The organism is Micromonospora sp. NPDC049240 (assembly GCF_040647835.1).
In the GTDB taxonomy this organism is placed as follows: domain Bacteria; phylum Actinomycetota; class Actinomycetes; order Mycobacteriales; family Micromonosporaceae; genus Micromonospora.
Genome location: NZ_JBEZCX010000033.1, coordinates 22,165 through 41,119 on the forward strand (window position 1 = coordinate 22,165; position 18,955 = coordinate 41,119).

Consider the following 18,955-nt stretch of genomic DNA (forward strand, 5'->3'; position numbering starts at 1 on the left):
TGACTCAAGATTCATTTCTGATGAAGTGAACGACCATGGACAAAGTGGAGCGTCGGGAACTGGGCGACCTGTTGAACGAGATCGAGACCAGCAGGTTGGACGAACCCGGCTGGAACCGTGTCGATGACGCCCTCACGCTGATCGAGCGGTCGCTCAACACCGGTGACGACGAGTGGGTCCTGGGCCGAAACGAGCTGTTCAACCTGTTGGCATCGGGAAGGTCGAGGGCCCGTTCGGGAGTGCGCGACGTGCTGGCCGAGCCCGGCGATGAGCGCGAGTCACCGGCTGACCGGGGCCGCGGGCGCGTTCCCCAGCGGACCCGAGAGCACCTGGTCATCGTCCTGCACCGGATCGGTTACGTGCCCACTCAGCGGCAGCGTGGCGATGAATCCGCATAAGCCCGGGCTCATCGTCCACACCTTCTTCGTCGTGACGCAGGGTACGGGTCGGGGGAGCGAGCCGGAACCGCTGATCCCGGCCCTGTCGGCGTTGTGGAACGGACTGGCAGCCCTTGGGCTGACGGATCCCATCCGGAGGCACCCGACGAATCTGCCGTCGCTGAGCGGGCCCGCCACCGACGAGGTCAAACTGCTCGCCGCCAAGCAGCGGATCGTTCCTGGCGCGCTGTACGAGGCGCTGGCGTACCGGCGGGGCGACATCGTCTGGGTGAGCGTGCATCTCGCGCCAAACGACGACGAGGTCGGGTGGCAGGAGTTGAGCGATCGGTGGGAAGCGGCCGCCCCGGCGGTGTCCGGCGCGGAACTGAGCACGACGACGATCTACAGCGGCCTCTCGGGCGAGTCGGGCGTCGATCGGGTCGAGAAGCGCACCGGTGCCCCGGGGAGGTCGGCGAGGCGGTTGCGCAGGCAGGTGCCGGGGCCATCAGCCGACCCGGACTGGACGCCTTCGTGGTGTCACGTCGCCGATCGCCTGCTGCTGTCGGACCTGCCGGCCGACGCGAGCTACGGTCAGCGCCGCCACCTGCTGCTGGCCGCCCGGACCGACGAACAGGTGCTGGACCGCTTCGCCTGGCTCAGCGACGGCCGGTCCTTGCCGCCGCTGACCCGATATCTGCTGTACGTGGCCGAACTTCAACACCAGCAGGACGTGCTCGGCGCGGCCGTGCCGCGTCTGCGTGAGGCGGTTGCGCGGACGGAGTCGGCGTGTGCGACGCTCGTCGACCTGTTGGACTCGACCGAGCCGTCCAAGCGGCAACTGCGGGCGGCGGCGCTCGACCTGACCGTCGTACAGGCGCAGCAGGGAGGGCTCACCTCGGCTTGGGCCGACGCCAGCACGATGGCCGGGACGGTGCGGGGCATCGGCAACAACATGGAAGCGGTGCTCGTCCGCGACCTGCGGTGTCGGGCCGGCGAGCCGTGGGAGCGTGACCGGGAGTGCGCGGCGTGGCTGTCGGAACAGATCCGGATCGAGTTGACCTACCTCGACGCCGCCGGGCAGAGAGCCGAACAGATCGGTCGCCTCGCAGCGGCGGTGATCGACGACCGGCAACAGCGGCAACAGGACAGGCTCAATCTCCTGCAGGCGTCGATCGTCAGTGGCCTACTGACGGCACTGGCCGCCATCCAGAGCCTCGGGTACCACGTTCCGCTGGCAAAGCCGCTGGTGCCGCCGCTGATCTGCGTCCTCGGGATCCTGGCACTGGTGCTTCCCGCCGCTGTGCTCTACTGGCCGCGCCCCGGCGGTCCGCCACCCCCGCGCCGGTGGTTCGGCTACGGTGGGTTGGCGCTGGGCGCCGCCGTCGGGTGGTTCGTGGCGAGCGTCGGTTGGTGGCTGGCGGGTGCGGCGGCGACTCCACCGTCCTGGTCGGTGCTCCTGGCGGCCACCGGTGCGGCGGTGACCACGTCGGTCGCGGTGAGGCTGACCCGGCGGTCAGGGTCGTGACGCGTCGTAGGGGGTGGTGCGGTGGACTTCGCCTTCGCCACTGAGCCCGGCCCCGGCCGACCCAACGAGGATCACGTCATCGTGTCGGGCGGCTTCGCGATCGTCCTGGACGGAGTCACCCGACCACCCGACCTGGACACCGGTTGCGTTCACGGTGCGGTGTGGCTGGTGCGGACGTTGGCCACCTGTCTGGTGGAGGCGTTGGCGGCAGAGCCGGCGGCAACACTCGACCTGATTCTGGCGAGTGCCATCGACCGGCTCCGCGGACGGCACGCGGGTAGGTGCGACCTGACGAATCCGAACAGTCCGTCCTCCACCGTCGCGATCGTGCGTGAGCGCGGCGACCAGGTGGACTACCTGGTGCTGTGTGACTCATCGGTGGTGTTCGAGGACGGGAACGGGATCACCGTCGTCCAGGACGATCGCACCGCGAGGCTGCCGGCGTACGACCGGCACACGGTCGCTCGACTGCGTAACCGACCGGGCGGATTCTGGGTGGCGTCGACGGATCCGTCGGCTGCCGCCGAGGCGTTGACGGGCAGCGTGGCCCGTGACAATCTGCGCCGGCTGCTGTTGTGCACCGACGGTGTCTCCCGACTTGTCGAGTTCTTCGGGCTCGACTGGGCCGAGATTTTCGTGTTGGTCGAGCGGTCCGGCCCACGCGGTGTGATCGACGCCGTCCGGAGGTACGAGGAGACGTGTCCGGGGTTGCTCACCCGGCCGGGACATGCTCGGGGCAAGCGGCACGACGACGCCACGCTCGCCGTGTCCCTCGTCCGTACTCGAACCGGCATCGGAACTCCGCCGTCGCGGTGACGGAATTCCGACGGTGTGGTTGCGTGCCGCGACCACTGACTGTTCAATACTGCCGATCTCACCGCACGGAACGATCATCATTGCACGCGCCATGCCGATACCGCGGTCGTCTCACGAGCAGCATGTCCGGATGTTGGGCAACGCGGTATGCGGTGGCCGGTTCGACGGGATGTGCCAGTTGTGATGGAGGAAACGGGCAGCTCGACGTCCTTTGACGATCTGCACCGCATGGCGGCGATGGATGCCAAGACGTTGCAGGACCGGATCCTGACGGCAGCTCGACCGGCGATCGACGTCAGCGACAGTCAGGCGGTGGCGCTGATGCTCGCCCACGTACTCCTCGGAGTGGTGCAGGAATATCTCGAACGGACGTCGGGTGAGCATGACGTGGAGTTGTTCCTGGAGGTGAACGGCCGGCCGCCGGCGGACGTCGCGTCCTGGCCGGTGAACATTCTGACGGGTCTCAGGCTGCGGCAGATTCCGGCGGACGACTGGCACCGGATCTGCGAGCAGTCGGTGCGGACGGCGGTGCGGCGACTTCGCTCAGCCTCGGAGACCACGGCCTGACCGTGGCGAGCAGCGGCGAGCTGCCCGGGGGTCAGTAGGCTGGCAGGGTGACAACCACGTTTGCTGATCTGACCACGATGCGGGTCGGTGGTCCGATCGGGCACCTCCATGTTGCCGAGACCGGCGCGGAAGCGATCGATGTCCTGCGTGCGGCCACCGCCGCCGGTGATCCGCTGCTCGTGATGGGCGGCGGATCGAACCTGATCGTGGGCGATGTCGGCTGGGACGGCACCGTGGTGAAGATGGCCTCCACCGAGCTGGAGATGGACGGTCAGCTGGTCACCGCGGCCGCCGGCGTCGAGTGGGACCGCCTGGTCAAGGCGACCCTCGACGAAGGGCTCGCCGGCCTGGAGGCGCTGTCCGGCATTCCCGGGCTGGTCGGCGGCACGCCGGTGCAGAACGTGGGCGCGTTCGGCACGGTGACCTCGGACGTTCTCGATTCGTTGTCCGTCTATGACCGGCAGACCGGCCTGCTGGAGCGCTGGACGTCGGACCGTTGCGGCTTCGGCAGCCACCGGCAGTCCGTCTTCAAGCGCAGTGACCGGTGGGTTGTGCTGGAGGTGACCTACCGGCTGAGGCGAAGCGACCAGTCGAGGCCCGTGGAATACGTGGATCTGGCGTCCAAACTGGGCATCGAGGTGGGTGGTACCGCGCCGGCGAGCGATGTCCGTGAAGCGGTCCTGGCCCTCCGTCGCACCAGGGGCATGGTCCTTGACCCGGAGGATCACGACACCTGGAGTGTGGGGTCGTTCTTCGTCAATCCGGTCCTCACCGAGGTGCCGGACCGCGCCCGGGACTGCCCTCGATATCCGGATGTCAAGGGCACGAAGCTGCCGGCGGCGTGGTTGATCGAGCGTGCGGGCTTCCCCCGTGGCTACGGCGAGGAGTGGGGGAACGGCACGGTGGCGCTTTCCCGCCGCCACGCGCTGGCCGTGACCAATCGGGGCGGTGCCACCACCTCCGAGATCATGAAGTTCGCGGCACACATCCGTGAGGGCGTCGAGGGGTGCTTCGGCATCCGGTTGGGGCCGGAGTGCGACCTGGTGAACTGCTCGTTCTGAGGGAAGTCGCCGGCGGCGGGCGGGTCTCCGGCCGATCGACGTCGTGACCGGTCGACAGCATTGTGGACTAGCATCTGGGCGGGCCGTCGTCACTCCTTCCGTCCGTCCGCCACGAGTGCAGTGAGGGAGAAACATGGTCAGTTTCGACGCTGTCGCCCTTCCGACTTGCGAGCCGAAATTCCGTCCGCGGGCGACAGCCGAGCAGATCCTCGCCTGGATCTCGTCGCCGCCGATGCGGGCGCTGGTCGAGGAGTACGGCGACGCCCTGCCGTCGGCCGGCGTGGGCGAGCTGCTGGAGTGGCTGGACGCGTTCTCCGACCGGCACTGGGACTTCCGCAAGCGGGGCAACGTCGAGCGCGACCAGGTGACCGCGCCGACGTTCGAGCCGGCCCGGGCGGCGCTCGTGCTCGCCGCGGCGACCGCCCTGCGTCTCGTCGAGCCGGTCGACCCGCCCCGGGCGGCGTACGACCACCTGCTCGTCCTGGGTGGTCTCGGGCGGGCCTGCCTGCAACGCACCGAGTACGCTGCCCGGCTCGTCCGCGACGGTGTCGTCTCCGTCGGCGAGGTGGCGGCGCTGGGCAGCTTCCGACCGCTCACCGAGCCGGAGACGACACTGCCCGGCCTGGCCGATGGTCGGTTCGAGATGGACGCGATGGACGTCGGCGCGCGCCACGCGTTCGGGCTCACCGAGCCGGCGCGCGACGAGTCCTCCGAGGGGGCCGTGACGCACCGGTCCTGGCGGGTGCGCACCTACCGCCCCGCCGACGGTCCGCCGGTGCAGGTGCTCGCCGCGCCGTCCAGCGAGCCCGAGCTGCGTCGCGCCAACACCCCCGACACGTACGACTTCTGGGCCCGGCGCTCCCGCCTCCGCCCGTCGGACCGGATCCTCGTCGTCACCTCGCCGATCTACGTGCCGTTCCAGCACAGCGACGCGATCCGCATGCTGGCGGCGCGCTACGGCTGCGGGATCGACACGGTCGGGTTCGATCCGGCGCGGGCCACCGTGCCGCTCGCGCCGGACGCCACCAACCCCGACCGCTACCTCCAGGAGATCCGGTCCGGGATCCTGTCGATGCAGCGGCTGCACCGGGCGCTGGCCGGGAGTCTGGCCGCGTGACGGCGACGGTCTTCGCCGCGGTGCCGTTGCCCACCACCGGGCCGCCGGCGGGCCGGGCGGACGGGTCCGGCGTCGGCTCCGGTCCACCGGACCGGGCCGGGATCGCCGAGGGGATCGCCTCCTGGGTGGACTCACCGGCCATGGCCGCGCTGCTGGCCGAGTTCGGTGGTGGACCGCGGCCGGTCGGTCCGCTCGGCGAACGGCTGGACGCGCTGGAGGAGTTCTCCGCCCGGTGGGACCACCGCAAAGGGCGGCTGGAGCGCCACCAGGTGGTGGGGGAGAGCTTCGCCGCCGACACCGACGCGCGCATCCGGTCGGCGGCGAGGTCGTTGGGTCTGGCCGGCCGGGTGACGCCGCGGGGCCGGTCGTTCGACCACGTCCTGGTGCTCGGTGGTGGCGTCCGCACCATGATGGCCCGCGCGCATCTGGCCGCCACGATCCTGCGCCGGGGGGTCCGCGCCGGCTCGGTCGCGGGGCTGGGCAGCCTGCGGCCGATTCCGGAGCAGAACGTGGTCGCCGCCGGGCTCGGGCTGGGCGCCGTCGCGACCGAGGGCGACGCGGTCGACGAGGCGCTGCGGCACGCCTTCGGCGCGGGGCCCGCCACCGAGCGGCGCTCCGGCACGACCGGGGCCGGCCAGCCCTGGTGGGTCCGGTCCCACCGGGACGTGGACCCGCCGGTGCACGTGCTGGCCGCACCGTCGACCCGGCCGGGGGAGCGGGCCAACACGGCGGACACGTTGGTCGGCTGGGCGGAACTGGTGCGGCCGGCGTCGGTCGGCGTGCGGCTGCTGGTGGTCACGACCGACATCTTCGTGCCGTTCCAGCACTGTGACGCGGTCCGGCTGCTGGGCCTGCGGTACGGCTGCGCGGTGGAGACGGTGGGCTTCGACAGCGGCGACGATCCCTGGGTCCCGCCGCCGGCGACCTCCGCGATCCTTCAGGAGGTCCGGTCCGCCATCCGGTCCATGCGGGTGTTGTACCAGGCGGTCGCCTGAGCGGTCAGCCCCGGTCCAGCGGGAAGACCTCCGTCGGGTCGTCGGCCGGCTCCCGGGGCGCGGGTGGTGGCGGCGCGGTGACCGGCGGGGCGCTCCCGGCCCGCTGTTTGTCCGGTGTCCAGGCGAACGCGAGCGCGCCGCCGACCAGCGCCAGCAGCATGCCGATGACGAACCCGCCGAGGTTCGAGGTGAGCCAGGAGACCAGCCCGAGCAGCAGCGACAGCAGCGCGTAGAAGACGCGTTGCTGCGGGGTGGCGACCAGCAGCGCCCCGCAGAGCACGAGGACCGCCGGGACCAGGTAGGCGGCCAGTCCCTGCGGCCCGACGTGCAGCAGCACCCCGAGCGGCGCGCGCAGCGTCACCAGCATCTCGATGCCGCCGAGCGCGATGAGCAGGCCGGCGGTGAACGGGCGGGCCCGCCGCCAGCGGCGCCAGCGCCCGCCGGGGCGGGCGGCCTGCGCCGCGTGCTGTCCGACGGTCATCGTCAGCACCCGTCGGAGCTGAAGCCCATGTGCAGGTTGGGCAGCGTGAAGACCGCGGCGGTGGTGGCGTAGTTGTTCTGCCGCAGGTTGGTGATGGTCACCGAGTCGGCCTGCTGGGCGAAGACGCCGGGGTTGCCCTTCACGCCGGGGACCTGGTCGACGGTGCTGGCGTCCTGCCCGACGTTGATGTTGCGGAACGAGGCGTTGCCGGCGACCTCGTCGCCGTCGACGACGAGCGTGCGGGCGGAGACCGGCTTGCCGGAGCCGCCCGCGGTGATCCGCAGGTTGATTCCGCCCAGGCTGATGCTCTGGCAGAGGTTGGTCAGTTCGGCCTTGTCGATGGCCGACACGATCACCACCACCTGGCCGCCGGTGTCGCCCTGGTTGGGGCTGTCCGGGATCATCTGGTCGAGCGTGGCGAACTGCTCGAAGCCGGTGCCTTCGAGTTTGTCGGCGGTGACGGTGAACGGCATGCCGGAGATGGCGAACTGCGCGCCGAGCACACCCTGCGCGGTCAGCACGACCATGCCGGCGGCGCCGGCCGCGACGGCGCCGAGCGTGACGGCGAAGCGGCGCCAGCGTACGCCGCTGCTCGGCTGGCCGGGCTCGATCGGTGCGGTCTGCTCCGACATGGCGGCTTCCTTTCGAGATCAATTCATTTGCGACGATGTGAATTGGCTTCGCAGGATTTCGCGCCAGGGGCGCAGGCCGAAGTTACCGCTGAGTAAAGTGGCGGTCAACAGAGAGTTCGCCGGCATGTGCCAAATGCGGCCAAAGTGAAAAACCGCAGCGGTTTCTCACCGGATCGTCAGTCGGCCGCACACGGCGCGGTCGTGCTCGGGCCGTCGTCCGGGCCGGCGTGCCGGGTGGCCCGGCGCGCGCCCTCGGGCCCGAGGAACGGCGCGGTGGCCGCGTACGTGAGCACCGGCAGCAGCAGCGGCAGCTCCTCGGCCCGTCCCTGCGCCACCCGGGCGCGGATGGTGGCGTGGATGCCGCCGACCACGGTGGACACCAGCACGTCCCGGTCCACCCCGGCGACCGCCGGCCCCGGTCCGGCGTCGGCGAAGAACCGGCGGAAGCTGTGCAGCAGCGCGTCGCGTTCCCGGCGGGCGTCCGGGCCGGCGGCGTCCACCTCGACCAGCGCCATCCGGGCGAAGGCGGGCACGCTGGCCAGCACGTCGAGCAGGGTGCGCAGCGCGGCCCGGGCGGCGTCCGGCCAGGCCGGCCCGGCGTCGGCGTAGGCGGTCTCCATGAGTTGCGAGACCACCGCGATGCCGTGCCGGTAGGTGGCGAGGAACGCGTCCTGCTTGCCGCTGAACAGGGCGTAGAAGGCCGGCCGGGTGACGCCTGCGGCATGGCAGATGTCGGTGACCCGGGCGTTGTCGTACCCCCGGGTGGCGACCTCGCGGACCAGCCCGTCGAAGAGGCGGTCGCGCTGGGTCGCGGCCACCTCCTCGGCCGGTACCCGCCGGGGCCCGCGCTTGATGGCGCGGTCCGGATCGCGGCCGTGCCGGGCACCCGGCAGTGGTGCCGGCGGCGGCGGGCTCTGCATGGTCAAGATATCGCCCTTCCGTGATGCGTTGACTTTACGACCCTCTGAGGTTTATAACTTTCGACACGCTCAGTTCACAGCCCGTCACCATTGGTGATCACCACGGAAGGGCTCGAACGGCGTCATTATCGCCGTCCGGCTCCACCACCACCCCCGTCCCACCGCCGGAAGGAACCACCATGCCCAGGTACGGACGCATCGGCGCGGGCCTCGCCGCCCTGGCGCTGCTGACCGGTCTGGTCGGCGCCACCCCCGCCACCGCCGCCCCCTCCACCTCGCTGGCCAGCGCCGTGCTGACCTACCCCACCGCGGCCGGCACCGCCGTGTCGGTAAACGACGTCATCCAGGCCAGCCTGAAGACCGGCACCAACGCGACGTTCTACTCCTCGGCCAGCGGCACCACCGGGGTCAAGTGCGCCGCGTCCACGTTCAGCGCCAAGGTGCTGACCAACCCGACCGCTCCCGGCACCGCCACCGAGAGCCTCACCGCGCAGTCGTTCACGAGCTGCACCAGCAACATCATCGGCACCACCGGCGTGCAGAGCGTGACCGTCAACAACCTGCCGTACACCACGTCGGTCACCAGCGGCGGCGTGGTCACCATCTCCGGCACCGCGACCGCGCCGATCCAGAGCACCGTGGTGCTGAACTCGCTGCTCGGCCCGATCACCTGCGTCTACCGGACCAGCACCAACAAGCTGACCGGCGTGGCGGCCAACGCCACCAACTCGATCGCGTTCACCAACCAGACCCTGACCAAGTTCTCCGGCACGTCGCTCTGCTTCAGCACCGCGTACTTCACCGCGACGTACTCGCCGGTGCGCGACACCAGCAAGACCGGCAGCCCGGCGGTCTTCGTCAACTGACCACCCGGCCCACGGGCCGGTGCGCGGCGGTTCGCCGTGCACCGGCCCCCCGCCGTGCCGACCTGATCGGGTACGTGGTGTCAGGTGGGCGGGGTCGCCGCGCGACACAGTGACAGTTGTCCCGGCCCCGGCGCGGTGGCAGCGTGCGGGAACCAGACCCGCCGCTGAAGGGTGCGCGATGACCGACGACCTGCTGGCCCGGCACCGGGCCGTGCTCCCGTCCTGGATGCCGCTCTACTACGCGGAACCACTCGAACTGGTCGCCGGCTCCGGCCGCCGGGTGACCGACTCGGCCGGCCGCAGCTACCTGGACTTCTTCGGCGGCGTGCTGACCAACATGATCGGCTACGACATCCCGGAGATCCGCGAGGCGGTGGAGCGGCAACTGCGCACCGGCCTGGTGCACAGCTCCACGCTCTACCTGATCCGGCAGCAGGTCGACCTGGCCGAGAAGATCGCCCGGCTCTCCGGCATCCCGGACGCCCGCGTCTTCTTCACCAACTCCGGCACCGAGGCGAACGAGGCGGCGCTGCTGGTCGCCACCAACCACCGCCGCTCGCACCAGATCCTCGCGGTGCGCAACAGCTACCACGGCCGGTCGTACGCGACCATGGGCGTCACCGGCAACCGCGGCTGGACGGCCAGCGCGCTCAACCCGTTGCAGGTGGCCTGGCTGCACTCCGGTGAGCGGCTGCGCGGCCTGCTGGCCCGGCTCGACGCCGCCGACCGGGTGGACGCCGCGGTCGAGGACCTGCGCGAGGTGCTCGCCACCCAGACCGCCGGCGACGTGGCCTGCCTGATCGCCGAGCCGATCCAGGGCGTCGGCGGCTTCACCTACGCCCCGGACGGGCTGTTCGCGGCCTGGAAGAAGGTGCTCGACGAGCACGGCATCCTGCTCGTCAGCGACGAGGTGCAGACCGGCTGGGGGCGCACCGGCGAACACTTCTGGGGCTACCAGGCGCACGGCGTCACGCCGGACCTGCTCACCTTCGCCAAGGGCATCGGCAACGGCTTCGCGCTGGCCGGCGTGGTGGGCCGGGCCGAGGTGCTGGAGACGGTGCCGGCGATCAGCTTCTCCACGTTCGGCGGCAACCCGGTCTCCACCGCCGCCGGCAACGCGGTGCTCGACTACCTGCTCGACCACGACCTCCAGGCCAACGCCGCCCGGGTCGGCGCGATCCTCGCCGACGGCCTGCGGGCCGCCACCGCCGGCCTGGACCGGGTCGCCGAGGTCCGCGGCAAGGGCCTCATGCTGGCCGTCGAGTTCGTCCGCCCCGGCACCGTCGAGCCGGACCCGGAGCTGACCACCCGGGTCTTCGAGGCGTGCCGGGCCGGCGGTCTGCTGGTCGGCAAGGGCGGCCTGTACGGCAACGTGGTGCGGATGGGCCCGCCGCTGACGCTGACCGAGGACGAGGCCCGCGAGGGCCTGGCCGTCCTGGTCGACGCGATCCGGACCTGCGTGGCGGTGGTGGCATGACCGTCATCGGGCACTACGTCGACGGCAAGCGGACCACCGGGGACTCCGAGCGGCGCGCTGACGTCTTCGACCCGGCCACCGGCCGGCGTACCGGTCGGGTGGCGCTCGCCGGGACCGCCGACGTGGCCGGCGCGGTGCAGGCCGCCGAGCGCGCGGCCCGCGGCTGGCGGGACGCCTCCCTGGCCCGGCGCACGGCGGTGCTGTTCGCCGTCCGGGAGCTGGTGCACGCCCGCCGGGACCGGCTCGCCGAGGCGATCACCGCCGAGCACGGCAAGGTGCTGGCGGACGCCGCCGGCGAGGTCCAGCGCGGCCTGGAGGTGATCGAGTACGCCTGCGGCATCGCCCCGGCGCTGCGCGGCGGGTTCAGCGAGAACGTCTCCACCGAGGTCGACTCGTACAGCCTGCGGCAGCCGCTGGGCGTGGTCGCGGTGATCTCCCCGTTCAACTTCCCGGTGATGGTGCCGCTCTGGTTCGTGCCGGTGGCGATCGCCTGCGGCAACGCGGTGGTGCTCAAGCCCAGCGAGAAGGACCCGAGCGCGGCGTTGCTGCTGGCCGAGTGGTTCACCGAGGCGGGCCTGCCCGACGGGGTGTTCAACGTGGTCAACGGCGACAAGGAGGCGGTCGACGCACTGCTCGACCACCCCGGCGTCCGGGCCGTGTCGTTCGTCGGCTCCACCCCGGTGGCCCGGTACGTGCACCAGCGCGGCGCGCTGTCCGGCAAGCGGGTGCAGGCGCTGGGCGGGGCGAAGAACCATATGGTGGTGCTTCCCGACGCCGACCTGGACCTGGCCGCCGACGCCGCGGTCAACGCCGGTTTCGGCTCGGCGGGGGAGCGGTGCATGGCGATCTCCGCGCTGGTCGCGGTGGAGCCGGTGGCCGACGCGCTGGTGGCCCGCATCGCCGCGCGGATGGGCCGGCTGCGCACCGGGGACGGCCGGCGCGGCTGCGACATGGGGCCGCTGGTCACCGCCGCGCACGCGGAGCGGGTCCGCAGCTACGTGGAGTCCGGGATCGCGGCCGGCGCGGTGCCGGTGGTGGACGGGCGGGACGTCACCCCGGACGGCGAACCCGGCGGCTTCTGGCTCGGCCCGACGCTGTTCGACCACGTCACGCCGGAGATGTCGATCTACACCGACGAGATCTTCGGCCCGGTGCTGGGCGTGCTGCGGGTCGGCTCGTACGACGAGGCGGTGGAACTGGTCAACGCCAGCCCGTACGGCAACGGCACCGCGATCTTCACCAACGACGGCGGCGCGGCCCGGCGCTACCAGCACGAGGTGGAGGCCGGCATGGTCGGCATCAACGTGCCGATCCCGGTGCCGATGGCGTACTACTCCTTCGGCGGCTGGAAGGCGTCGCTCTTCGGCGACCTGCACGCGCACGGCGCCGACGGGGTGGCGTTCTTCACCCGGGGCAAGGTGGTCACCAGCCGCTGGCTCGACCCGCGCCACGGCGGGGTCAACCTCGGCTTCCCCACCCAGACCTGAGCAGCCGCAGCAGCCCCGCCCCGGCCAGGTACGCGACAAGCGCCGGGACGGGCAGGCCGAGCGGCTCCGACGCGGCCTTCGGCGCGAGGCTGTTCAGCAGCAGGCCGGCGACCAGCCCGGCGTACCCGATGACGGCGAGCGTGGTGCGCAGCCGCCGGCCGCCGTCGCCGGCCGGCCCGGTCGGGGGTGGGCGGCGGGTGCGGGCCTCGACCGGGCCGAAGACGGCGACCAGCGCGGCCAGCGCCACGGTCAGGGCGAGCAGCCACGGCACCCGCCAGCCCCACCAGGCCGCCGAGCCGACCGGGGGAGTGGGCAGCACGCCGAGCGCGGCCAGCAGGCCGATCAGCAGGATCGCGGCGGTCAGGTGCCACAGGAAGACGGTGAGCACCACCGCGTTGACCGCGATCACCGCCTGCCACCGGCCGGGCCGCCGCAGCCAACGGCCGGCCGGGCGGCGCAGCAGCAGGATCAGCCCGAGCTGGGCGGTGGCGGCGGCGAGCAGCGCCAGGCTCGGCGGCGCGGCGTTGTCCAGCCGTTCGCCGGGCACGTGCAGCATCGCCACCGGGTACGGCCCGACCACGGTCAGCAGCACCAGCGCGACCAACCCGACCGCCAGCAGCGTGCCGCCGGCCCGGCGGCCCAGTGGCAGCCGGCGACGGCGCAGACCGGCCCGTTCGGCGGCGGCGCCCGGGTCGGGGTCGGCGGGCGCGGCCGTGCGGTCCGGGCCCGGGGCGGCAGTTCCGGCGGGGTGGGCCGCCGACCGGCTCGCGTCGAACCAGGCGAAACCGAGCTGGTGCACGGCCAGCCAGGCGAACAGGTAGTTGCCGTCGGCCAGGACCGCCGGGCCGAGAAGCCGACCGAGGTCGCCGAGCGCGACGAGCGCGACCAGCACCACCGGCACGGCCAGCCCGAACCGGCGGTGCAACGCGGTCATCGGCGGGGTCAGCGCCACCACCACGAAGTAGGCGACCAGGAACCAGAGCGGGATGGTCGCGAACCAGACCACGGTCCGGACCTGCGCCGGGTCGGCGCCGCGCGCCGAGGCGACCGCCGCGCCGGCGGCCAGCACCAGCAGCAGCGTGGTGGTCGGCCGGACCAGCCGGGCGCTGCGGTCGACCAGCCAGCCGGTCGCGGTCCCGCCCCGGCCGCGGCGGGCGGCCAGCGAGGCGGCGTTGGCGTAGCCGCCGACCAGGAAGAACACCGGCATCACCTGGGCCAGCCAGGTCAGCGGCCAGGCCCAGGGCAGGTCGGCCAGCGCCGAGTGACCGGCCGGGCGGCCGTGGTCGTACCCGATCGCGGTCACGCCCCAGTGGCCGAGCACGACCATCGTGATGGCCAGCGCCCGGAGCAGGTCGACGTAGCGCTCCCGCTCCGGCGGCGTGCGCTCGGCGAGCTGCCGCAGGCGGCGCATGGACCCAGGCTATGCCAGTCGGCTCCGGCCGGGACGGATAACGGATCGGTCATGAGGTCTTGTGGTCCGCGTCGCGTCGGCGTAGAAATTCTTCAACGAAAATGTGCCCCGTGAAGAGAAGCGACGGAGTCACCGAGGAGATGCGATGAACAGGCGTGAGATCCTCCGGCGCAGTGCCGCCGCCGGTCTGCTGGCCACCCCCGCCGCCGGGCTGCTCGCCGGCTGCGCCACCTCCGGTGGCGACGACAAGGGCGACGGCGGCACGTACCAGGGCACCAAGAGCGAGCAGAACCCGCTCGGCGTCAAGGAGGACGCGCCGCTGGAGGTGGTGATCTTCAACGGCGGCTTCGGCGAGGAGTACGCCAAGGCCCACGAGGCGATGTACAAGGAGAAGTACCCGAAGGCGGAGATCAAGCACTCGGCCACCCAGGAGATCAGCAAGACGCTCCAGCCGCGCTTCGTCGACGGCAGCCCCCCGGACGTGGTCAACAACTCCGGCGCCGGCCAGATCGACTTCAACGGTCTGGTCTCGCAGAACGCGCTGGCCGACCTCGGTGAGCTGCTCGCCGCGCCCAGCCTCGACGTTCCGGGCAAGACGGTCAAGGACACGCTGCTGCCCGGCACCGTCGAGGTCGGCTCCTACGACGGCAGGTTCCTGGTGCTCAACTACACCTACACGGTGTACGGCATCTGGCACTCGACCAAGCTCTTCGCCGACCGCGGCTGGAGCTACGCCAAGACCTGGGACGAGCACATCGCGCTCTGCCGGCAGATCAAGGCCGCCGGCATCGCCCCCTGGACGTACGCCGGCCTGCACCCGCGCTACATGAGCTGGCCGGTGATCTCCACCGCGATCAAGCTGGGCGGCCCGTCGGTCGCGCTGGCCATCGACAACCTGGAGCCCAACGCCTGGAAGTCGGACGCCATGAAGACGGCCGCCGACGCCTGGCACCAGATCGTCAAGGACAAGTTCATCCTCGCCGGCTCCCCGGGCCTGGACCACAAGCAGTCGCAGACCGCCTGGTGCCAGGGCAAGGCCGCGTTCATCTCCTGCGGCTCCTGGCTGGAGAGCGAGCAGAAGGACGTCACCCCGGCCGGCTTCAACATGACGGTCGCGCCGACGCCGAGCCTGGGCAGCGGCGACAAGCTGCCGTTCGAGGCGATCCGGGGCACCGCGGGCGAGCCGTTCATGGTGCCGGCGAAGGCGAAGAACGTGGCCGGTGGGCTGGAGTACTTCCGGACCATGCTGTCGCGCAAGGGCGCCCAGGACTTCACGAAGAAGGTCGCCAGCCTGCCCGTGGTCGCCGGCGCCACCGACGGCGTCGAGCTGCCGTTCGGGCTGGCCACGGTGGTCAAGGCGCTGGACGCGTCCGGCGCCAACGGGTTCAACTGGGTCTACAACAACTACTACCGCAAGCTGGAGCGCAACCTGGTCGACGCGGCCTGTGGCGAGTTCTTCAGCGGCCGGATCTCCCCGACCGAGTTCCTCGACCAGTGCCAGCGGGGCGCCGACTCGATCGCGCAGGACAACTCCGTCAAGAAGTACAAGCGGGCCGCGTGACGATCGGATGCGACACGGCCGACTCCCGCTGATCCTCAGCTTCCTGCTGCCACCGCTGGCGATCTACGGCATCTTCGTGCTCTCGCCGTACCTCCAGGCGTTCCAGATCTCGACCACCGACTGGCTGGGCTACTCCGCGCAGGCCGACCAGGTCGGCCTGGCGAACTTCCGCACCCTGCTGCACGACGGGTACGTCTGGAACGCGTTGAAGAACAACGCGATCCTGCTCGCGGTGGTCCCGGTGGTGACCATCGCGCTGGGTCTCTTCTTTGCCAGCATGCTCACCATGGGCGGGCGCAGGGGCCGCGCCGGGGTGACCGGGGTACGCGGCACCGCGCTCTACCGGCTGGTCTACTTCTTCCCGCAGGTGCTCTCCGTGGTGATCATCGCGTTGCTGTGGAAGGAGATCTACAGCCCGACCAGCGGCCTGCTCAACGGCGCCCTGCGCGCGATCGGGCTGGCCGACCCGCCGGCCTGGCTGGGTGATCCGCGGTTCGCGTTCTGGTGCGTGCTGGCCGTGATGGTGTGGAGCAACGTCGGGTTCTACGTGGTGCTGTTCGGCGCCGCCATGCAGGCCATCCCGCGCGACATCTACGAGGCGGTGCTGCTCGACGGCGCGTCCCGCGCCACCATGCTGCGGAAGATCACCATCCCGCTGCTCTGGGACACCATCCAGGTGGCCTGGATCTACCTGGCCATCGCCGCGCTTGACGGTTTCATCCTGGTGCAGCTCATGACCAACGGCGGCCCGAACTTCTCCTCCGACGTGATCGGCCTGCGGATGTACGACACCTCGTTCGGCAGCGAGAACAAGTTCGGGTACGCCTCCGCGATCGGCGTGGCCATGTTCTTCCTGACCCTCTCGGTGGCGGTGCTGGCGCTGCGCACCGCCCGGCGTGATCGGATCGAGTACTCGTGAGCACAGCGCAGGCCCGGGTGCCGGCCGACCGTCCGCCGCGCCGCGAGACGGGCGTGGCCAACGTCTTCTCGCACGGCTTCCTGCTGCTCTGGGCCGCGATGACCATCCTGCCGCTGGCCTGGATGCTGCTCAGCTCGTTGAAGAGCAACGGCGAGATCATCGCCGACCCGTGGGGCCTGCCGGAGGCGCTGCGGTTCGACAACTGGGCGCGCGCCTGGACCACCGCCCACATCGGCCGGTTCTTCCTGAACAGCCTGGTGGTGGTGGCCGGCTCGCTGAGCCTGACCATGCTGCTCGGCGCCACCGCCGCATACGTGTTCGCCAGGTACGAGTTCCGCGGCCGCCAGGTGGTGTACTACCTGTTCGTCGGCGGCATGATGTTCCCGGTGTTCCTGGCCCTGGTGCCGCTCTTCTTCGTGGTGCGCAGCGTCGGCCTGCTCGGCACCTGGCCGGGGCTGATCCTGGTCTACACGGCGTACTCGCTGCCGTTCACGGTGTTCTTCCTGACCGCCTTCTTCCGGACGCTGCCGACCTCGGTGGCGGAGGCCGCGATGATCGACGGTTGCGGCCACTTCCGGCTCTTCTTCCGGGTGATGCTGCCGATGGCGCGACCGGGACTGATCAGTGTCGGCATCTTCAACTTCCTCAGTCACTGGAACCAGTTCCTACTGCCGCAGGTGCTCATCCCCGGCGACGGGCCGAACCGGATGCTCGCCCAGGGCCTGAGTTCGCTGGCGGTCAGCCAGGGTTACGCCGGCGACTACGCCCAGCTCTTCGCCGGGCTCACCATCGCGGTGCTGCCGGTGCTGGTGGTCTACGTGGCGTTCCAGCGGCAGATCCAGGCCGGCCTGACCGCCGGGCAGCTCAAGTGAGGTGGTGGTTGCCACAGGCAACGGGACAGTGTTTTCTCATCTACACGCTGTTGTTGCTGCTCGGCGGCATCGCGATGGTCGCCGTCGGCGTCGCCATCAAGGAGCAGGGGACCGGGTCGCGCGTCCTCAACGTGATCGTCGGCCTGGCCTTCTTCGCGTACGGCTTCTACCTGCTGTTCCTCTTCGACGGCGGCAGCTACCGGATCTTCTTCTACGTCTTCATCCTGCCGATCCTGCTGATCGTGCGCGCGGTGAAGGCCCGCCGGGAGGCTCGCGAGCAGGCCGCCGCGCACCAGTTCGCCGGCGCGCCGCAGCCCCAGTACGGGCAGCCCGTGTCCCAGGGCTGGCAGCCGGCCCAGCCGGGGAATTCGGCCCAGCCGGGTCACCCGACTCAGCAGGGATGGTCCGGCGGCCCGATCGGCTGACCAGGCTTGCCCAGGGCGCCGGTCGACCTCGTGTCGGCCGGCCCCTCGCTCGCCCGGCGACACGCGCCGCCTGTCCGTTTTTGATCCGCGCGGTGGACAGGGTGACCCGTGGCGTCGGCCGCGCCCGGATCGGGCAATGCGTCGAGGTGAGTTCCGGGCGTCGGACGGTGAGCCCTCAGGGCGGTACGAAGTGCCTACGAACTTGAGTACAGGGATGGGTCACCGCGTTGACCCACCTATGCGCTCAAGTTCGTAGGCACTTCGACCGGAGGTACGTCCCGGGACGGTCGCCACCGTTGCTCCCGCCGGTGCGGGGTGGTCAGGCGGGGGGCGGGACGAGTCGGGCGTGCAGCGCCGCCGGGTCGGTGGCCTCGGGCAGGTCCCGGGCGGCGAGCCAGGCCGCGGCGGCGGCGCCGTCCCCGGCGGAGTGCAGCGGGGCGGCCGGCCAGCGGCGGGCCAGTTCGGCGCGGACGACGGTGGCCAGCGGGGTGTCGCCGGTGAGCAGGCCGCCGCCGAGCACCACCGGGTCGGTCGCGTCGGCGGGACGGATCCGGGAGACGCTCTCGGCCAGCAGCGCGGCGGCCTCGGCGATGATCGCCCTGGCGGCTTGCTCGCCCTGGCGGGCGGCGGTGACGACGAGTGGCGCGAGTCGGGCCAGGTCCACCGGCGGTCGTCGGGTGACCGCCTGCACCACGGCCCCGGCGGTCTCCCGGGGGCGGGCGGCCACCTCGGTCGAGCCGGTCAGTTCGGCCAGCACGCGGCGGGCCAGTTCCCCCGGCGCCTCGGCCCGGTCCAGGTCGGTCAGGAGCCGGCGGACCGCCTCCCGTCCCAGCCAGAACCCGGAACCCGCGTCGCCGAGCAGCCAACCGTGGCCGTCGGCGACGCGGTCCAGGCGGAGCGCGTGCACCTGGGCGGCGATCGCGCCGGTGCCGGCGATCAGCACGGTGCCGTCCGGGGCGGCCGTGCCGGAGGCGTACGCGACCAGGGCGTCGCCGTGCACCGTGTACGGGCAGCGCAGCCCCGCCTCGGCCCACGCCCGGTCGAAGGCGGCGCGTCCCTCGGGATCGGCGCGGAGGCGGCCGGCGCCGGCGAGGCCGATCACGCCGGCGCGTACCCGGGTCGGGTCGACCTCGGCGAGCGCCGCGCGGAGGGCGGCGAGCAGCTCGGCGGCGGCCCGGTCGGCGCCGTGGCTGGTCGGGTTGCCGCCCCCGGCCCGGCCGGTGCCCAGGCGTGCGCCGTCGAGGCTCACGGCGGTGGCGCGGGTGGACGTGCCTCCCACATCGAGGCCGACCACGACGGTGTCCGACATGGTCCTCATGCTGTCCGGCCAGGCCCTCCGCGCGCAAGATCGCGGCCGTGCGCCAGGTAACAGTTTGAAAACTTCGCCCACGCTCTTGACACGGAGGGGCCGTCAGTAAGAACTTTTACCACTAACAGTTAACACTC

19 protein-coding genes are annotated in these 18,955 nt (G+C 71.6%); 14 read left to right on the top strand and 5 right to left on the bottom strand.

Features of this window, described 5'->3' with window-relative positions; translation table 11 throughout:
* The first annotated feature begins 35 nt into the window (after positions 1-35).
* From AB0B02_RS31060 to AB0B02_RS31090, 7 genes are all read left to right on the top strand, one after another.
* Positions 36-398 carry a hypothetical protein gene (locus AB0B02_RS31060; protein WP_357306466.1) on the top strand — a complete coding sequence of 121 codons (363 nt, stop codon included), beginning with the start codon at positions 36-38 and terminating at the stop codon, positions 396-398.
* Positions 385-1,902, top strand: coding sequence for a CATRA conflict system CASPASE/TPR repeat-associated protein (locus AB0B02_RS31065; RefSeq protein WP_357306541.1), 1,518 nt, complete (start codon positions 385-387; stop codon positions 1,900-1,902). The genes AB0B02_RS31060 and AB0B02_RS31065 overlap by 14 nt, the downstream gene beginning before the upstream one ends.
* A gap of 21 nt (positions 1,903-1,923) precedes the next feature.
* Positions 1,924-2,718 (top strand): protein phosphatase 2C domain-containing protein, encoded by a 795-nt coding sequence (locus AB0B02_RS31070; protein ID WP_357306469.1) that lies wholly within the window; start codon positions 1,924-1,926, stop codon positions 2,716-2,718.
* Positions 2,719-2,898: 180 nt separating this feature from the next.
* Positions 2,899-3,285: a hypothetical protein gene (locus AB0B02_RS31075; protein ID WP_357306472.1), complete on the top strand. Its 387-nt coding sequence runs from the start codon at positions 2,899-2,901 to the stop codon at positions 3,283-3,285.
* Positions 3,286-3,332: 47 nt separating this feature from the next.
* Positions 3,333-4,346 (top strand): UDP-N-acetylmuramate dehydrogenase, encoded by a 1,014-nt coding sequence (locus tag AB0B02_RS31080; RefSeq protein WP_357306475.1) that lies wholly within the window; start codon positions 3,333-3,335, stop codon positions 4,344-4,346.
* A gap of 232 nt (positions 4,347-4,578) precedes the next feature.
* A complete protein-coding gene (locus AB0B02_RS31085; protein WP_357306479.1) occupies positions 4,579-5,463 on the top strand; it encodes a hypothetical protein in 885 nt (294 codons plus the stop codon).
* On the top strand, positions 5,460-6,458 hold the full coding sequence (locus tag AB0B02_RS31090) for a hypothetical protein (RefSeq protein ID WP_357306482.1): 999 nt from the start codon (positions 5,460-5,462) through the stop codon (positions 6,456-6,458). Before AB0B02_RS31085 ends, AB0B02_RS31090 begins: the two co-directional genes overlap by 4 nt.
* 4 nt (positions 6,459-6,462) lie before the next feature.
* Here AB0B02_RS31090 and AB0B02_RS31095 read toward each other — a convergent pair whose 3' ends face one another.
* The 3 genes from AB0B02_RS31095 to AB0B02_RS31105 form a co-directional block, all read right to left on the bottom strand.
* Positions 6,463-6,939 (bottom strand): DUF6114 domain-containing protein, encoded by a 477-nt coding sequence (locus tag AB0B02_RS31095; protein WP_357306486.1) that lies wholly within the window; start codon positions 6,937-6,939, stop codon positions 6,463-6,465.
* A gap of 2 nt (positions 6,940-6,941) precedes the next feature.
* Positions 6,942-7,571, bottom strand: coding sequence for a DUF6230 family protein (locus tag AB0B02_RS31100; protein ID WP_107156882.1), 630 nt, complete (start codon positions 7,569-7,571; stop codon positions 6,942-6,944).
* 176 nt (positions 7,572-7,747) lie between these two features.
* Complete coding sequence (locus AB0B02_RS31105) at positions 7,748-8,491, bottom strand: TetR/AcrR family transcriptional regulator (protein ID WP_281939322.1); 744 nt, start codon at positions 8,489-8,491, stop codon at positions 7,748-7,750.
* A gap of 179 nt (positions 8,492-8,670) precedes the next feature.
* Between AB0B02_RS31105 and AB0B02_RS31110 the strand changes: the two genes are divergently transcribed.
* The 3 genes from AB0B02_RS31110 to AB0B02_RS31120 all read left to right on the top strand — a co-directional run bounded on the left by AB0B02_RS31110 (position 8,671) and on the right by AB0B02_RS31120 (position 12,321).
* Positions 8,671-9,357 carry a Tat pathway signal sequence domain protein gene (locus tag AB0B02_RS31110; protein ID WP_281938772.1) on the top strand — a complete coding sequence of 229 codons (687 nt, stop codon included), beginning with the start codon at positions 8,671-8,673 and terminating at the stop codon, positions 9,355-9,357.
* Positions 9,358-9,535: 178 nt separating this feature from the next.
* Entirely contained in the window at positions 9,536-10,834 is a 1,299-nt protein-coding gene (locus AB0B02_RS31115; RefSeq protein ID WP_357306493.1) for an aminotransferase class III-fold pyridoxal phosphate-dependent enzyme, read from the top strand.
* Entirely contained in the window at positions 10,831-12,321 is a 1,491-nt protein-coding gene (locus AB0B02_RS31120) for a CoA-acylating methylmalonate-semialdehyde dehydrogenase (protein ID WP_357306496.1), read from the top strand. Before AB0B02_RS31115 ends, AB0B02_RS31120 begins: the two co-directional genes overlap by 4 nt.
* On the opposite strand, the gene AB0B02_RS31125 is transcribed toward AB0B02_RS31120, so the two are convergent.
* On the bottom strand, positions 12,293-13,732 hold the full coding sequence (locus AB0B02_RS31125) for an acyltransferase (protein WP_357306499.1): 1,440 nt from the start codon (positions 13,730-13,732) through the stop codon (positions 12,293-12,295). The two genes, AB0B02_RS31120 and AB0B02_RS31125, sit on opposite strands and share 29 nt — an antisense overlap.
* Positions 13,733-13,877: 145 nt before the next feature.
* Between AB0B02_RS31125 and ngcE the strand changes: the two genes are divergently transcribed.
* The 4 genes from ngcE (at position 13,878) to AB0B02_RS31145 (ending at position 17,509) form a co-directional block, all read left to right on the top strand.
* Positions 13,878-15,293, top strand: a complete 1,416-nt coding sequence (gene ngcE, locus AB0B02_RS31130; RefSeq protein ID WP_281938779.1) for an N-acetylglucosamine/diacetylchitobiose ABC transporter substrate-binding protein — start codon at positions 13,878-13,880, stop codon at positions 15,291-15,293.
* 7 nt (positions 15,294-15,300) lie between these two features.
* The gene (locus tag AB0B02_RS31135; protein WP_357306503.1) at positions 15,301-16,212 is read left to right on the top strand and encodes a sugar ABC transporter permease; all 912 of its coding nucleotides are present in this window, start codon (positions 15,301-15,303) and stop codon (positions 16,210-16,212) included.
* Positions 16,213-16,310: 98 nt separating this feature from the next.
* Positions 16,311-17,084, top strand: a complete 774-nt coding sequence (locus AB0B02_RS31140; RefSeq protein WP_199199721.1) for a carbohydrate ABC transporter permease — start codon at positions 16,311-16,313, stop codon at positions 17,082-17,084.
* 8 nt (positions 17,085-17,092) lie between these two features.
* Entirely contained in the window at positions 17,093-17,509 is a 417-nt protein-coding gene (locus AB0B02_RS31145; RefSeq protein WP_357306506.1) for a hypothetical protein, read from the top strand.
* A gap of 319 nt (positions 17,510-17,828) precedes the next feature.
* Here AB0B02_RS31145 and AB0B02_RS31150 read toward each other — a convergent pair whose 3' ends face one another.
* Complete coding sequence (locus AB0B02_RS31150; RefSeq protein ID WP_357306509.1) at positions 17,829-18,818, bottom strand: BadF/BadG/BcrA/BcrD ATPase family protein; 990 nt, start codon at positions 18,816-18,818, stop codon at positions 17,829-17,831.
* Positions 18,819-18,955: the final 137 nt, after the last annotated feature.

What these genes read in the sequence shown, in the direction of transcription:
- ngcE (WP_281938779.1), top strand. Translation starts at nt 13,878, where the DNA reads ATGAACAGGCGTGAGATCCTCCGGCGCAGTGCCGCCGCCGGTCTGCTG.
- AB0B02_RS31120 (WP_357306496.1), top strand. Translation starts at nt 10,831, where the DNA reads ATGACCGTCATCGGGCACTACGTCGACGGCAAGCGGACCACCGGGGAC.
- AB0B02_RS31150 (WP_357306509.1), bottom strand. Translation starts at nt 18,818, where the DNA reads ATGTCGGACACCGTCGTGGTCGGCCTCGATGTGGGAGGCACGTCCACC.
- AB0B02_RS31125 (WP_357306499.1), bottom strand. Translation starts at nt 13,732, where the DNA reads ATGCGCCGCCTGCGGCAGCTCGCCGAGCGCACGCCGCCGGAGCGGGAG.
- AB0B02_RS31135 (WP_357306503.1), top strand. Translation starts at nt 15,301, where the DNA reads ATGCGACACGGCCGACTCCCGCTGATCCTCAGCTTCCTGCTGCCACCG.
- AB0B02_RS31060 (WP_357306466.1), top strand. Translation starts at nt 36, where the DNA reads ATGGACAAAGTGGAGCGTCGGGAACTGGGCGACCTGTTGAACGAGATC.
- AB0B02_RS31085 (WP_357306479.1), top strand. Translation starts at nt 4,579, where the DNA reads ATGCGGGCGCTGGTCGAGGAGTACGGCGACGCCCTGCCGTCGGCCGGC.
- AB0B02_RS31065 (WP_357306541.1), top strand. Translation starts at nt 385, where the DNA reads ATGAATCCGCATAAGCCCGGGCTCATCGTCCACACCTTCTTCGTCGTG.
- AB0B02_RS31095 (WP_357306486.1), bottom strand. Translation starts at nt 6,939, where the DNA reads ATGACCGTCGGACAGCACGCGGCGCAGGCCGCCCGCCCCGGCGGGCGC.
- AB0B02_RS31100 (WP_107156882.1), bottom strand. Translation starts at nt 7,571, where the DNA reads ATGTCGGAGCAGACCGCACCGATCGAGCCCGGCCAGCCGAGCAGCGGC.
- AB0B02_RS31105 (WP_281939322.1), bottom strand. Translation starts at nt 8,491, where the DNA reads ATGCAGAGCCCGCCGCCGCCGGCACCACTGCCGGGTGCCCGGCACGGC.
- AB0B02_RS31115 (WP_357306493.1), top strand. Translation starts at nt 9,536, where the DNA reads ATGACCGACGACCTGCTGGCCCGGCACCGGGCCGTGCTCCCGTCCTGG.
- AB0B02_RS31110 (WP_281938772.1), top strand. Translation starts at nt 8,671, where the DNA reads ATGCCCAGGTACGGACGCATCGGCGCGGGCCTCGCCGCCCTGGCGCTG.
- AB0B02_RS31140 (WP_199199721.1), top strand. Translation starts at nt 16,311, where the DNA reads ATGACCATCCTGCCGCTGGCCTGGATGCTGCTCAGCTCGTTGAAGAGC.